Genomic DNA, 14,959 nt, shown 5'->3' with positions numbered 1-14,959 from the left:
CCGAGAAACTATTGTAGAGCTTCGAGATACGATATGGGCAATGAATTCCACCGAAATCACTTACGAAGATTTAGAAACAAGAATCAATAATTATATCGAAAAGGCTAGAGAAGCAAGAGACGAAATAAGTTTTTCTTTTGCTATTGACGATGTTTTAAAATCTCAAAAACTGACTTCGGTACAAGGAATGAATATTTACAGAACCATTCAAGAAGCGGTAAACAATGCCATAAAATATGCAAACGCTACCATAATTACTATCAATGCAAAGCAAGAAGGAAATCAAACAAAAATCACCATTCAGGACAACGGAATTGGTTTTGACTTAGCCACTATCGAAAAAGGAAACGGATTGCTAAACATGCAAAAACGTATCGATGTTATTGGCGGAGAATTCAATCTTGTGTCCACAAGCGAAGGAACTAAAATCGTGATTCTGCTGTAGATTCTGTTTTAATGACCCTTTTAGATTTACAAAAAAATACGACAAACGTCGTATTTTTTTATGCTTACAAATTTCGCAACTTTGTCTTATAACTTTTAAACATCAAAATCATGAAAAAATTATTACAATTAGTAGCCTTGTTTTTTATAGCCATCGGATTTGCACAAAATAATGCCGATTCGTTTGATTGGTCTTTTAATGGCGGAGGCGGTTTCAACTCTATAAAGCGGTTAAATTATAACTCACAAGGCGATTTATTTAGTTTAATTGATGCTGGACACCAGACCACTTTTGGCGGAACTGCTATGTTGGATCCTGGTTATGGAAGTTTTCCAGGTACTCTAACTTTTATCGGAAAAAGAACTCAAAGTGGTACATCGACTGTTTTTGTAAAAAAGAATCTTCCAAACGCATCCGGAACAAGCATACAAGATTTTGTTATAGATTCAGATGATAATATCATTATCACAGGATCAACATTTGGTTATGGTCCAACTATTTTTTATGATTTTGGAAATGGAGTAACTTTATATGGAAAAGGCAATTATGTAGCAAAATATAATCCACAAGGTATTTGTCAATGGGCTAAATTAGTCACTTACAACATTACTGGATCATTGCCGTATTCTGAAAATAAACCAATTGCGTTGGGTGTTTTACCTAATAATGATATTTATTTTGCCAATCGTTCAACTAACGGAACCAAACCTTTTTGGTTGCTAAAACTAAGTTCAGCGGGAACAGAAATTTGGCACAAAGAATGGATTTTGCCAATTTCTAATTCCGTAGCTATTTTAACTTCAAAAAATAATTTCTTTTTTGACAATACTGGCAAAGCTTATTTCTATATCTATAGTATTCAAGGAGATTTAGTAACTATTGATGGTATTGCGCTAACACCTCCACCTGGAGGACATCCATCAACTACAAGTTTATTGACTATTAATGGTGATGGAAGTAACGGAGTTTTCTCGACTTATCGCGGTGCGTTTGGAGATCTAGCTGTAGAAAAAGCATCCGGAAATGTACTATTAGATTGGGGACAATATGTTGTTAATCCTGCGCCATTTAATACTGTGAGTTACAACATATACAATCAATATATTGGTGTAGTTGCATTAGATTCTAACCGAAACTATATCAATAGTTCAGCTGCATTATTCACCAATCAATTTGAGTCTATTTATCCGTTAGGAAACTTAAATTTTGTAGCAAACTCATTAATGTATGCTACAGAAACATTGACTATACCTAATCAAACCTATACAACACCAAAACACACTCCAACTTGGAAATTTTTTGAAAATTTGGTCATGACTAAGTTTATTGCACATCCAGAAATTAACGGAATAAATACTGCTTCTGCAAACACAATGGCTTTGTATAATAGTAAGTTAGCCGTTTCTGGAAGTTATAGCTTGACAAATAATCCAACCATTTTAGTCAACGGAACCACTTTGACAACTTGCAACAATGACCCAAATTTCGCAACATTATACCCAACTTGGGCTGCATCACAGGGTGATGTTTTTATTTCGCAACTAACGATCAGTACTGGCTTGGCTGTTACTCAAAACAAGTTGACAAATTTTGAAATATATCCCAACCCAACAGATAATAATTTAAATTTAATATTTGAAAAAACACTCGAAAACGCATCTTTAAAAATCAGTTCAATTCTAGGACAAACTATTTTGGAAAAGCAAAATCTAAGTGGAACTATTTTTAGTTTTGATGTTTCTAGTTTGAGCAATGGAACCTATATTATTCAAGTTTCAGATGGTGTTTTGGTACATAATTCAAAATTCATTAAACAATAAGTTAAACACTGTTTCCAAAAAAAAATACGACAAACGTCGTATTTTTTTTTGTTTAAAATTTATTCAATTTTACAGAAATAAATTACTAAAAAAAAATAAATTATGAAATCAAAAATCACATCTCTTTTTCTAATTGCTTTGTTTTCGCTAACTTCAATTTCATGTTCTACGGAGGATTCTATTGGTAATTTGCCAATTCCTAGTGTAGGAGCAGATGGCTTTACTTGGATAGACAGCAGCGGAGCAACAATTCAAACAGTGAATAATCCGTATGCATCAAATCAATTCAAAACAATTTTTGCTACTATTACAGGTGGCAGTACAGTTTATGAAATAAATTTAACATCCATTGCAGTTGGAGCATACGATTTAACAGCATCAGGCAACGCACTCTATTATAAAAATGCGGCTATGAGTGCACCATTCAGCCCAACAACTGGGACAGTAATTATTACTGCCAATGCCAGCAACAAGCTTTCAGGAACTTTTGTTGCTACTGGAACAGGAGGAGGAATAACTACGGTAACGGGACAGTTCAAGAATATTGTTATCAATCCATAAATACAGGATAACCTTTAGTTTTTTAATAATATAAAAAACTAAAGGTTTAATTTTAAATTTATTGAGATGAAATATAAATTTTGGTTTTTTGTCATAGTAGTAATAACAGTATTAGCATTAAATATTTTTTATTTAATCGCTTATTAATTCTAAATATTCGTTTTACAACTAAAAATAACCAGTAATAGGAATGCATTTTTATTGTAAATTAGACACCATATAAAATCTATCCCCTCAAATTGACTCAAATAGAATGAATATAAAAATAGTAATAGTAGATGATAATTCGTTTTTGATAAAAGCAACTCAAGAAAAACTCTCTTTCTTTGAGGATTTTTCGTTGAAGTTTAAGGCAATAAACGGCATAGATTTACTCGAAAAATTAGAAATAAATCACAATATCGATTTGATTTTAATGGATATCGAAATGCCAAAAATGAACGGTATTGAAGCCACCGAAATTGTAAAACAAAAATACCCACAAATAAAAATCATCATGCTCACCGTTTTTGATAACGATGAAAATATTTTTAAATCAATAAAAGCGGGTGCTGACGGTTATTTGCTCAAAGAAGTAAATCCAAAAGACTTACAACAAGGAATCCTAGAAACGATGAATGGTGGAGCAACAATGACACCTTCTATTGCTATGAAAACCCTAAAATTATTTAGAAATCCTAGCGCTTTCGAGAACATTCCTAATCAACAAGAATACAATTTAACAACAAGAGAAACCGAAGTTTTGCAGCAACTTTCGAAAGGATTAAAGTACAATGCCATTGCGGATAATCTATTTCTCTCTTCAGGTACAATTCGCAAACATGTTGAGAATATTTATGCTAAACTACAGGTTCACAACAAACTCGAAGCCATTCAAAAAGGCAAAAACAATAATTTGATTTAATTTACACTTTCATTTTCAAAAATCAATTCCAAACCATCTGTAATCAGTTTTTTCAATTCAGGACGTTCATTTTTGATAATTACAAGATGAATTAAAACCTGCTCTAAAAGTAATAATTCGTTTTTGGTTTTTAGTATTTCAATTATTTCAACTGGAAGCAACCAATCTTTTGGATGCTCGGTTTTCAATTCAAAGAAAATATTTTTCAAGGATTCGTTGTGATCATTTCCTTCTCGAATCGCTCGAACCGATTTGTATAATTTTTCAAGTTGGGTACGTTCATACGATTTTTCAGCTTTTATAGTTTTGCTTGACGGAACGTTCAGAATCAAATCAAAACTATTCACATCTGCAGCACCAGAGAACGCCGAAACTACTTTCTTGCCCACAGCCATGTCGTAAATTCCCCATTCTGGTTGGAACAAAACGGTTTCGCCATGAGTTACAGTACAGTTGTGTAAGCTAATCAAAATAATCTCGCCGTGCAGATTTCTAGAACCCGTAATGATTTCGCCTTTTACAATAATATCACCTTCAAATTCAAGGGTTACAGTTTCTGATTCGGTAATCATATACGCTCTCAAATCTCTTGGGCTCATGTCTTCAATCGCCAAGTTGATGCCAACTAATTTCCCAATCGGACTTCCAAAACCTTCGGCGTGTTTTGCAGTTCCGTGACCAACTAGTTCTTTTTCGCGATAGGACAACGCTGTTTTTCCGGTAGTTTGAATGTAAATAGGTTTGCCTTCGTCAGCAATAACATTCGTAAAAACGCCCGAAATTTGCAATCCAGTACTCAATTCTATCGTCCCTAAAGCGTTGGAGTGAATGAGTTTATTAATCCCAGACAAACCGCCAGTTCGCAACGCCATTTTATTGGCAAACTCCTCGAGAACCAAACTCAAATAAGAGAAATCTGGAGTAACATACAACTGCGGTTGCAGTTTCGTAATATCAAAACTTTGGCTTGCAGCCGAAATATCATACGGAATTTTCGTAACATTTTCTGTCATGCACCAAGCACTTTCGCCAATCGAAGACAGCAAACCGGCGCCATAAATTTTAGGATTTTCAACCGTGCCAATCAAACCATATTCCACAGTCCACCAATGCAGGTTTCTAATTTGCGCCATTTCTGACAATTCGCCCATGTTATTTTGCAAATCTTCAACCGCTTTTTCGGCAGCATCAATTTCAGATTGTGGCGTATTTTCGGCTTCTTTCAAAATCGAAAGCAATCGGATGGCTTCGTACATTTCGTAATCTTTATGCGACGAAATCGCTTTGCATCCTATTTCGCCAAAACGCCGCAAATATTCTGCATATTCCGGATTGGCAATTATAGGTGCGTGACCTGCGCCTTCGTGAATAATATCTGGCGCTGGCGTGTATTCTATATGTTCCAGTTGGCGAATATCACTAGCAATTACCAGCACATTATACGCCTGAAATTCCATAAAAGCATTGGGCGGAATAAATCCATCTACTGCAACCGCAGCCCAGCCAATTTCTTTCAGGATTCGGTTCATGCCATACATATTGGGAATGGAATCGACTTCTAAACCTGTTTTTTTCAACCCATCTAAATACGAATGATGCGCCACTTTCGAAAGGTAATTTACATTTTTGCGCATCACATACCGCCAAACCGCTTGGTTTACAGGCGAGTAATCGCTGTATTCTTGCGGCTTGATAAACTGTCTTAAATGTGCAGGCAATCGGTCTAATAGTGGGTTGCTTTCTATAGTTGTGTTCATAACGAAATCGATATAGTTTTCTACACAAAAGTACAGTTTTTAGAAGCTATTTCCAGCTTTTCATTGCAATCTTTTTCTCCAAAACCTTTTTTTCTACGAACTTGCAGGAACTTCTTTTAGTCGTTCTGCAACTTCAAGAAAAAATAGGTTTTCTCAAAAAAGGATTTCCATTTCAATCTGGGCTAGGGAAGTTATTTTCAAAAGAATCAATATGTTAAACTTCAAAACTTTAGAAACCTTGCAGGATAAAAAAAACCGCAACATTACTGTTACGGTTTTACTTATATACGATATCTATTTGTTTTGCAATGACTGAACACTCATGACTGAACACTGCAAACTTACTTTTTCACAGGTGGATATTGCATCATTATTTTTGTCACAAATTCAGTTATTCTTTCGTCTTTTTTGGCTGTGTTTTTAGTTAAATAACCAGTTCCTTCGCCTTGCCAGATCAACTCTTTTTTCTTGGCGTCAATCAAATCAATGGTTAAAATCCCGTCTGTAGTAGTTGAAATGGAATGATTCATCCCAAAATAAGGATTAAAGCCAAATCCCCAACCCATTCCCCAGCCATAACCCCAACCGTTTTGAAACTGGTTTACGTTTATGTTCCTTTCTGCTTTGGCATTGATATTAATTAATAAATCTGGAGTTTCACTTTTAGTAAAACCTTTGGCGGTCATTTGCTCCTCGATAGCGTGCAAAATTCTTCGTTTATCGAGGTCGGAAATTTCGACTTTATCAATTCCGGTTTTGTAAAAAGCATAGGTTTTATAGGGAGCAAAATCGACATTTTTATCATAGTCAGCATTTACATTTACAGTACTGCAAGATACAATCACGAAGAATAGGAGTAGTGGTAATAGTTTAATAGTTTTCATAATTTAGATTTTTAGATTAAACGATTTAATTTTGGCTTCACTGGGGTTTCTTTGGTAAAATAAGATTAGACAACTTTTTGAAAGTTGTCTAATCTAGTTAAACAGAAAACAAATTTTCATCAACTAGATTTGGAATAGTAACTTTGAGCAAAGGTTGTGTTTCCATCGCTCTTTTTATCGCGAAAATTGCACCTTCATTTCGAGCCCAATTGCGTCTTGAAATTCCGTTATTGACATCCCAAAAAAGCATGGATTCTAAACGCTTTGAAGCTGCTGTAGAACCATCAAGAACCATACCAAAACCACCATTAATTACTTCGCCCCAACCCACACCACCACCATTGTGAATCGATACCCAAGTGGCGCCACGAAAACTATCGCCAATCACATTTTGTATCGCCATATCTGCCGTAAAACGCGAACCATCATAGATATTAGATGTTTCTCTGTAAGGAGAATCTGTTCCTGAAACATCGTGATGGTCGCGACCCAAGACTACAATTCCTATTTCGGCTTTGGCTATTGCTTGATTAAAAGCTTCGGCTATTTTTACTCGACCTTCGGCATCAGCATAAAGAATTCTGGCTTGTGAACCCACGACCAATTTATTTGCTGAAGCACCTTTTATCCATTTGATATTATCCTGCATTTGTTGCTGAATTTCGACTGGTGCTGTTTTTGCCATTTCTTCGAGAACTTGACTCGCAATAGCATCAGTCTTGGCTAAATCTTCGGGTTTCCCAGAGGCACAAACCCAACGAAACGGTCCAAAACCATAATCAAAACACATTGGTCCCATAATATCCTGCACATAACTCGGATACCTAAAATCGATGTTGTTTTTTGCCATAATATCGGCACCAGCACGTGAGGCTTCTAGCAAAAAGGCATTTCCGTAATCAAAAAAATAAGTTCCTTTGGCAGTATGTTTGTTTATTGCAGCGGTATGTCGGCGCAAGGTTTCTTGTACTTTTTCTTTGAATAATTCAGGATTATTGGCCATCATTTCATTCGATTCTTCAAATGTAAATCCTATTGGATAATAACCGCCAGCCCAAGGATTGTGTAGAGAAGTTTGATCAGAACCCAAATCAATGTGTATGTTTTCGGTATCAAATCGTTCCCAAACAGTAACGATATTTCCGAGATATGCGATGGAAACTATTTCTTTATTGGCTTTCGCCAAAACGACTCTAGCAACTAATTCGTCAAGATTTTCAATGACTTCGTTTATCCAACCTTGGCTGTTCCGAATGTGCGTGATTTTAGGATTTACTTCGGCACAAACGGTGATGCAACCTGCAATATTTCCTGCTTTGGGTTGTGCACCAGACATTCCGCCCAATCCAGAAGTTACGAATAAACCACCTTCAGGGCTTTTTTTGATTTTTCTAAAACCATTTAGAACCGTAATCGTAGTTCCGTGAACAATACCTTGCGGACCAATGTACATATAACTTCCTGCAGTCATTTGTCCGTATTGTGAAACACCAAGAGCATTCATTCGTTCCCAATCGTCGGGTTGAGAATAATTTGGAATCACCATTCCATTGGTAACTACAACGCGTGGCGCTTCTTTGTGGGAAGGAAACAATCCCATTGGGTGACCAGAATACAGAGTCAAAGTTTGCTCATCAGTCATTTGCGACAAGTACTGCATGGTCAATAAATACTGTGCCCAGTTCTGAAAAACCGCACCGTTCCCACCATACGTAATTAACTCATGTGGATGTTGTGCAACTGCATAATCCAAATTATTCTGAATCATGAGCATAATGGCTTTAGCTTGTTCTGATTTGCCAGGATATTCCTGAATTGGTCTGGCTTTCATTTCATAATCTGGACGAAAACGGTACATATAAATGCGCCCGTATTTTTGTAATTCAGCTTTGAACTCGGGAAGTAGTTCCGCATGATGTTGTGGTTCGAAATAGCGCAGTGCATTGCGCAGTGCTAACTTTTTCTCGTCGGAGGAAAGGATTTCTTTTCGTTTTGGAGCGTGATTAATATCCTGTTCGAACGGTTTTAGGTCTGGTAATATTGATGGAATTCCTTGTTGTATTTGTTCTTTGAAAGTCATTTTTTTTTATTTGTTTTAGATTTGACAACTTTTTAAAAGTTGTCAAATCTTGTTTGCGTTAGGGATAGAAGTGGAAATCCTCCCGATTTTTTTCGGGAGATTACTTCACTACACTTTCATTTTCATCGGAGTTCAGTGAACTTCGTTTGCAACGTATAGCCCGACCTGAAAGGGAACGCCATAATTATTTTTTAATTTCCCCAGTTTTTTTATCAAAACCATACGGGCAATGACGACAGCCGCTTTTGCAACAATAGCCACGTTTGAGATGAAAGTTTTGGGTGAAGCATTTGTAACCTTCAGGTGTATAATAGAAATCTTCGCCTTCTATTGTTGTATCTTCATTTTTTTGCTCATTCATAAGGACAAATTTATAAATTTTATAACAAATGTTTCTAATTGTTGTTGACTATTTAATTGCTATTCCTTTTAGTAAAATATTTTGGACATAAAAAAAACCATTCTGTTTTGCAGAATGGTTTTTAGAAATTGTATTTTTTAAATTTTAGAAAATTATTTTTTTGGAAACTACAGCATCGTTTTCTAATGTAATTTTAACAAGTAAAGCCGATGATGTTTTAGTAATACGATTTAAAGTAAACTCATTACTATTTATATCTGTGTAGGTGTCAATGTTTCTTCCTAACAAATCAAATACAGAGATTTTTTTAATAATTTGGTTTGAAGATTGTACCCTTACTTTATCTTTTGTAATTACATTTATCGTGCTCGAAAGATTAAAATCTTCGGTTCCTAATGTTTTGCTAGTATTGCTGTAGCGAATTACAAAACGACTGTTAAAAGTACCTTTTGCTGTTGTGAAGTCGTATGGCTTTTTCTTTAAATCGAATATTACATTTAGTAATTTATCTTCTAAATATACATTTTGTTTATTAAAAATTCCGTCAACATGATCAATACGTATAGAATAACTTCCTGCTTTTGAAGCATTAAATCCAATATTGACTATGTCAGTATCAACAAATGGCAAGGATCGACCTTGAATTGTCAAATTTGATTGCGGAATAATAGAGTATAGTGTAACATCATTTCCTCCAAAAGATGCTCCGTCAAAATTTCTATCCAACCCTTCAGTGGCTCCAGCAAGATATCCTACTAAAGTCTGGCTAAATGCACCAGAACTATTAGCTAAGTTTAGCCATATTCTATGTTTTGCACCTTTGGTTGGGCCTTTTTTATCAGTAGTTTTAAAGAAGTCACTGTTTTTTCCAGAAGCTCTCATGCTGTTATTGAAAGTTACATTTGCAGTTGTTCCATTTGTCATTCCATCTGCGGCTTTTACAAAAAAGGATTGTCCCGAGGCAATAAATCCTGTAGGTTCTGAACCACCACTGGATGCAGGAGCAGTTGCTGTACCACCAGTGGTGTTAAATACAGCATAATCGTTTTCGGTATAGTTTAATACATAATCACCATAAAAAGGATCTGGTGCAGTTGTGGTTGGAACTGTATTGTGTGTCCATATATAAATTGTTCCCTCGATAACAGCTGCATTAGCTGGAAGATTTAAAAATGTTGTAGCGTTAATTCCGGATGGATAAGGGTTTCCTATTAAGTTCCATTCGTCGTCTTCGGCATCAACACCGACAGTTCCAACAAAAGTACCTTTTGATATAGGAGTTGAAATAGAACCGTTATTTGGAGTTCCAGAGAACGTTCCAGTATGCGTTACTTTATCGCTAGTGCTAAAAGTATTTGGTGCTCTAACAATATATCCTTTAGTAGGAACAATTGAAGCGGTTGATAATACTGATTGCCAATTTCCTTTTCCGTTTGAAATAGAAGGTGTCCAAGAATAAATGTAGGTACTACCGGGAGATAAACTCCCTAAAGTAAAATTAGAAGCCGAAGTTACAGGCGAATTCCAATACGTATAATCATAATAGTTCATAGGTTTTGTGGTTCGTTCAATATTAACAATTCCGATATTTGCATCATCATTAGTTTGTAATATGCTGGCATTATTTTTTACAGTAAATAATCCGCCAGTTTCTACCTTAATCCATTCACTAACAGTAATATTATTGCCAGCTTGCACTACAAAAGTGCCACCATTTTTAACGACTATGTTTTTTGCATAAGCATCATAATTAGTTCCTGAAATGATTGTGTTTTCTGGTGCAATTACACAATTTGCTGAAGTTGGAATTCCGTAAGGTTTCCAGTTATCAGGATCATTCCACTCTGAAGTGGTATCATTCATACCAGAAATATTACCACGCCAAACTTTAGAATTATTGGTAACTGTTATAATTTGTGAAACAGGACATCCATTTCCTAGAGTCGCATTTACAGTTATTGGAAAAGTTGAGGTTTCTAATTGTGACAAATCTGGTTTTAAATATATTGTAGAAACAGTTTGATTTGTATACGGTGTTGTACATCCGAGATTGGTATATGCAGCAACTGGAACTGAACTGTTCCAAGTAAAAGTGGTGTTTAATTGTTTTGTTCCATAAAAGCGAATGTCATCTATAGCCCAACCATCAGACCAATCACCGTAGTATTCAAAACGTAATTTCAAATTAGTTTGGTTAATGTAAGCAGTCAAATCTACGGTTACATCTGTAAATCTTGAGGCTAAACCTAAATCTGAAATATAGGTTTGCACTGTAGTCCAACTTGTTCCACCATTTGTTGAAACCTGTACTTTTCCGCTATTTGTAACACCTTCATAATAAGAAAAATAATGTTTAAAAGACAAAGTTAAATTGATAAAGTCGGTACTATTTACAGAAGTAGTTGTGCTGTATTGTGAAGTTATTATTGCGCCAGCATAGTCAGATGATGTTAAAGCAAATTTACTACCAACGCTACCAGAATTTATTGCAGGTTTCCATATTATTGTTGATGGTGTGCAGGTGTTTGTTTTTACACTCCATGACGAATCTGCTCCCGGAGACGTGGCAGTCATTGTAGCAGTTAAACCTACAGTAGAACCTTCAAAATCTTCAACAAATAAATCGAGAACGGTTGTGTCTCCTGCTGCATTTATTGTAATTATATTATCTTCACCACAAGTGGTTGGATTGGTTGGCGTAAAATTAATTACTGTAGTTGGTACGATGGTTGCCACTACTCGAGTTCGTACTAATGATTCACAACTTCCGTTAAAAGAAGTTACATAATAGATTTGTGTTGCTGTCAATGCAGGTGTAGTCCAAGAACCAGTTGTTGTGGTTGCAACGGTTGAACCACCTGTAGATGCGGTATACCATCTGTATTCTGTTGCACCACCAATACCTACTGCACCCAATGTTACGGTATTATTACCACAAGCTGAACTATCAGTAACACTTTGTATTTTTGAAGCACAATCTTGTACTACAGCAATAGTGTAATCTTCAACCTCTCCAGTAGGGTAACTACTTCCTGTTGTACATGGGTCAATCACGGTTAAATTATCCCTTCTATTTCTAATTCTCATTCTATAATTTCCCAAACCTTGAGCTTGTGGAACTTCAAAACCAAAAGTAGTTTCTAAAACTCCATAAATCCCTGTGGTGTAAACAGTTTCCCCTGAGTCTGTAAAATCTCCATCACCATTCCAGTCTACAAAACAGGTAAAACGTGATCTGTCCGCTTTAGTAGTTCCTGGAGGAACTGAAGATCCTAAAACAATTGAAAAATTCATACCTCCACCAGGAGTTTGTGTGGCTAAAGTTGTTGCGGAATAATTGGCATATCCCGAAGTCGAATATAATGGGCTTCCTGAATATGAAGTGTCATTTAAATTTCCTTGTGATGCGACACTTGTTATCCAATAAGTACTTGCTGGTGTAGTTGGAGTACAATAACTTGGTGCTGTAATGGTTAATGTTGCTACTACAGAAACACTAGATGTACCACAAGCATTACTGGCAGAAACTCGGTATTTAAAACCATTCATACCATAATTTGCAGCAGTTAAAGTAAGTGTTGCAGTCGTAGCTGTTGTATAAACTCCTCCATTTGTAATAGGAGTATAGTTTGTGCCACCATCTGAACTCACTTCCCATAAATAACTGGTAGGTGTGTTTGCAAATGTAGCTGTAAAGCTTGTATTGGCATTATTAGCAATTGTTACACTTGCAGGACTTGTGCTCACGGTAGGAGCAAGTGTACATACAGAAGCTGCTGTTACATTTATGGTATAATCTTCAAAAGCGCCATGAACTCCTGTAAAACAAGGTGTTGCAACTTCATAATTATTTGAATTCGAATTTCCTTGTCCTTGAGTAATTCCTACTCTCATTCTATGAGAACCTACTGTTGCAGTCAAAGGAACATTTATGGTTCCATTGATAGCTGTAGAATACACGCTTCCAGAAAACATTTCTTCACCAGAATCAGTAAAATCGCCATCATCATTCCAATCGACCCATATTTTTATATTATAAGTTCTTTTACCCGTGCTAGTAGTAACACTTATTGGCATGATTGCACCTTGAACCACATCACCTATTTGAGCAGTGTAATTATTGTAAACTGTTGTATTGCTGGTAGTATAATTTACTGTACTATAAGAAACATTAGTAATTGCTGTTCCCTCCACTCCACTTGAAGCTGTTGGTGTACAATACACCACACATGGAGAGGAAGCCGTTGTAAATGTCCAAGTACTTGAACCCGTTGCATCACCACAAGCATTTTTCGCCACCACTTTCCAATAGTAAGTAGTACTTGCTAATAATGTTCCAGTTGAATATGAGTTTGTTGTTACGTTTGATGTTACTGTTCCTGGTAAACTACCTGAACCAAAATACACATCATAAGAAGTTGCTGTTGCTGTTGATGCCCATGAAACACTTGTTACTGGAACACTTCCGCCATAACAAACTCCAGTTGCAGCTGTTGCTGGTGAAGGTGTTATTGTTGCAGTTGGCAAACTGTTTTTTGTTATAATTACATCATCTGTTGTTGTTCCACATTGTCCATTGCTTATTGTCCAACGCAATGTTGCTGAAACAGATATTCCAGTTATTCCAGAAGTTGGAGAACTAGGAGTAGTAATTGTTGCTGTTCCTGAAACTAAAGTCCAAATTCCTGTTGTTCCTGAAGGAACAGCAGTACCAGCTAATGTTGCTGTTGTTGTACAAACAGATTGATCTGCTCCAGCATTTACACTATAGGATGGACATGAATATGTTATGATCACTCTTCCATTTGCACCTGCACCACCAGCTTTATCTCCACTTCCACCACCAGAATCTTCACCACCACCACCACCACCACCAGGTACAACCCCAGCACCACCAATAGCATTTAATGAACCAGTACCACCAGTTAAAGTAGCGTTTCCACCATTTCCACCATTTCCACCAGAAGTAGTTCCTATTATTCCCGGCGAACCAGCCGTTGTAGTTCCGCCTGAACCAGATCCACCACTACCAACAGTTCCTTTATTGAAATTTCCACCAGTTCCGCCAGTTCCTGTCAAAATAGTAGTTGATGGAATATGATTTAATGTTGTTGTAACTCCTGTACCACCAATCACACCACCACTAGTTCCAGCAATTCCGCCAGTTCCAATAGTATAGGTAATATTTTCACCCGCAGTTACAGAAAATGTTTTGGTAGTATAACCACCACCACCACCACCAGATCCACCAGATCCACTTGTAGTTGATCCGCCACCGCCACCGCCACCGCCCCAAATTTGGACGGTTACAGAAGTAACTCCTGTTGGAACAGTAAAGGTTTCAGTACCATTGTTGCTGCTATCTGTGAAAGGAGATTGTGATAATCCCACAAAACTCATTAATAATAATCCTAGCGTAAGGTATGTTTTCTTAAATGTTGAAGTAATTGTTTTCATGATTTTAGGGCTAAAAGGATGAATGTTTGCTTTTGTGTTTGTTTGTTTTGTTTGTTCCGATTTGGAGTTTCTCTTACACTATACTGTATATAGAACTCTTTCGGACTTCAAACATATTAAATTAAATAAATTTTAATCGTTTAAAAGCGTTATTAATCGTTGAAATACACAAAATTCATATTTTTGTAAGAAAAATATAATATTAAATAAAATAAAATCAAAAGATTTTTTGGTAGTAGAAATAAATGCAGAACAGGTATCAAAATTTTGTTACAATTGTCTTTGGAAAACTAACATTCATACAACACTTTTAGTGGGAATCATTTTATTTTCATTAATTTGCTTAATAGTATTTTTAATTAAAAAAAATAAAAGAGATGCTTTTCTTTTTTTCTAAATATTTAGTTCCCAAAGGGTATCGAGGATTGGCATTATTTCCTTTTGTTTTTGTAAAATTTAAAAAGGATAAAGAAAATTTAATTTTTATTAATCATGAACGAATTCATTTACGTCAGCAATTAGAAATGCTCGTTTTTCCTTTTTTTATTTGGTATGTTTTGGAGTATTTCGTTAAGTTGATGCGCTATAAAAATAGAAATTTGGCTTACAGAAACATCAGTTTTGAACGCGAAGCTTACGCCAATGAGCAAAACCTCGATTATCTAAAACATAAATCGTTGTGGAGATTTT

The 14,959-nt window shown here is 35.8% G+C and carries 10 protein-coding genes; 5 read left to right on the top strand and 5 right to left on the bottom strand.

Translation table 11 applies throughout. The annotated features are described in order from the left end of the window. From RMO53_RS09880 to RMO53_RS09865, 4 genes are all read left to right on the top strand, one after another. Window positions 1-445, top strand: a 445-nt coding sequence (locus tag RMO53_RS09880; protein ID WP_310380129.1) for an ATP-binding protein, incomplete at its 5' end; no start/stop codon positions are given. Between the two features lie 110 nt (window positions 446-555). Then, entirely contained in the window at window positions 556-2,265 is a 1,710-nt protein-coding gene (locus RMO53_RS09875) for a T9SS type A sorting domain-containing protein (RefSeq protein WP_310380127.1), read from the top strand. 102 nt (window positions 2,266-2,367) lie between these two features. Further along, window positions 2,368-2,826 (top strand): hypothetical protein, encoded by a 459-nt coding sequence (locus RMO53_RS09870; RefSeq protein ID WP_310380125.1) that lies wholly within the window; start codon window positions 2,368-2,370, stop codon window positions 2,824-2,826. 253 nt (window positions 2,827-3,079) lie between these two features. Continuing rightward, window positions 3,080-3,730: a response regulator transcription factor gene (locus RMO53_RS09865; RefSeq protein WP_310380123.1), complete on the top strand. Its 651-nt coding sequence runs from the start codon at window positions 3,080-3,082 to the stop codon at window positions 3,728-3,730. On the opposite strand, the gene RMO53_RS09860 is transcribed toward RMO53_RS09865, so the two are convergent. From RMO53_RS09860 to RMO53_RS09840, 5 genes are all read right to left on the bottom strand, one after another. Then, complete coding sequence (locus tag RMO53_RS09860) at window positions 3,727-5,487, bottom strand: aromatic amino acid hydroxylase (RefSeq protein ID WP_310380120.1); 1,761 nt, start codon at window positions 5,485-5,487, stop codon at window positions 3,727-3,729. The two genes, RMO53_RS09865 and RMO53_RS09860, sit on opposite strands and share 4 nt — an antisense overlap. A gap of 341 nt (window positions 5,488-5,828) precedes the next feature. After that, the gene (locus RMO53_RS09855; protein WP_310380118.1) at window positions 5,829-6,371 is read right to left on the bottom strand and encodes a DUF4136 domain-containing protein; all 543 of its coding nucleotides are present in this window, start codon (window positions 6,369-6,371) and stop codon (window positions 5,829-5,831) included. A gap of 97 nt (window positions 6,372-6,468) precedes the next feature. Further along, window positions 6,469-8,451, bottom strand: a complete 1,983-nt coding sequence (locus tag RMO53_RS09850) for a urocanate hydratase (protein ID WP_310380117.1) — start codon at window positions 8,449-8,451, stop codon at window positions 6,469-6,471. 184 nt (window positions 8,452-8,635) lie between these two features. After that, on the bottom strand, window positions 8,636-8,812 hold the full coding sequence (locus RMO53_RS09845; protein ID WP_310380116.1) for a DUF5522 domain-containing protein: 177 nt from the start codon (window positions 8,810-8,812) through the stop codon (window positions 8,636-8,638). A 144-nt stretch (window positions 8,813-8,956) separates the two neighbouring features. Further along, window positions 8,957-14,269 carry a GEVED domain-containing protein gene (locus RMO53_RS09840; protein ID WP_310380115.1) on the bottom strand — a complete coding sequence of 1,771 codons (5,313 nt, stop codon included), beginning with the start codon at window positions 14,267-14,269 and terminating at the stop codon, window positions 8,957-8,959. Window positions 14,270-14,646: 377 nt separating this feature from the next. Between RMO53_RS09840 and RMO53_RS09835 the strand changes: the two genes are divergently transcribed. Further along, window positions 14,647-14,959 (top strand): hypothetical protein (locus RMO53_RS09835; protein ID WP_310380114.1); only part of this gene is annotated, 313 nt, incomplete at its 3' end.

It is taken from the genome of Flavobacterium sp. (assembly GCF_031409475.1).
Taxonomy (GTDB): domain Bacteria; phylum Bacteroidota; class Bacteroidia; order Flavobacteriales; family Flavobacteriaceae; genus Flavobacterium.
This window is presented reverse-complemented; position numbering and strand designations above follow the sequence as displayed.

What these genes read in the sequence shown, in the direction of transcription:
- RMO53_RS09845 (WP_310380116.1), bottom strand. Translation starts at nt 8,812, where the DNA reads ATGAATGAGCAAAAAAATGAAGATACAACAATAGAAGGCGAAGATTTC.
- RMO53_RS09855 (WP_310380118.1), bottom strand. Translation starts at nt 6,371, where the DNA reads ATGAAAACTATTAAACTATTACCACTACTCCTATTCTTCGTGATTGTA.
- RMO53_RS09850 (WP_310380117.1), bottom strand. Translation starts at nt 8,451, where the DNA reads ATGACTTTCAAAGAACAAATACAACAAGGAATTCCATCAATATTACCA.
- RMO53_RS09865 (WP_310380123.1), top strand. Translation starts at nt 3,080, where the DNA reads ATGAATATAAAAATAGTAATAGTAGATGATAATTCGTTTTTGATAAAA.
- RMO53_RS09875 (WP_310380127.1), top strand. Translation starts at nt 556, where the DNA reads ATGAAAAAATTATTACAATTAGTAGCCTTGTTTTTTATAGCCATCGGA.
- RMO53_RS09870 (WP_310380125.1), top strand. Translation starts at nt 2,368, where the DNA reads ATGAAATCAAAAATCACATCTCTTTTTCTAATTGCTTTGTTTTCGCTA.
- RMO53_RS09840 (WP_310380115.1), bottom strand. Translation starts at nt 14,269, where the DNA reads ATGAAAACAATTACTTCAACATTTAAGAAAACATACCTTACGCTAGGA.
- RMO53_RS09860 (WP_310380120.1), bottom strand. Translation starts at nt 5,487, where the DNA reads ATGAACACAACTATAGAAAGCAACCCACTATTAGACCGATTGCCTGCA.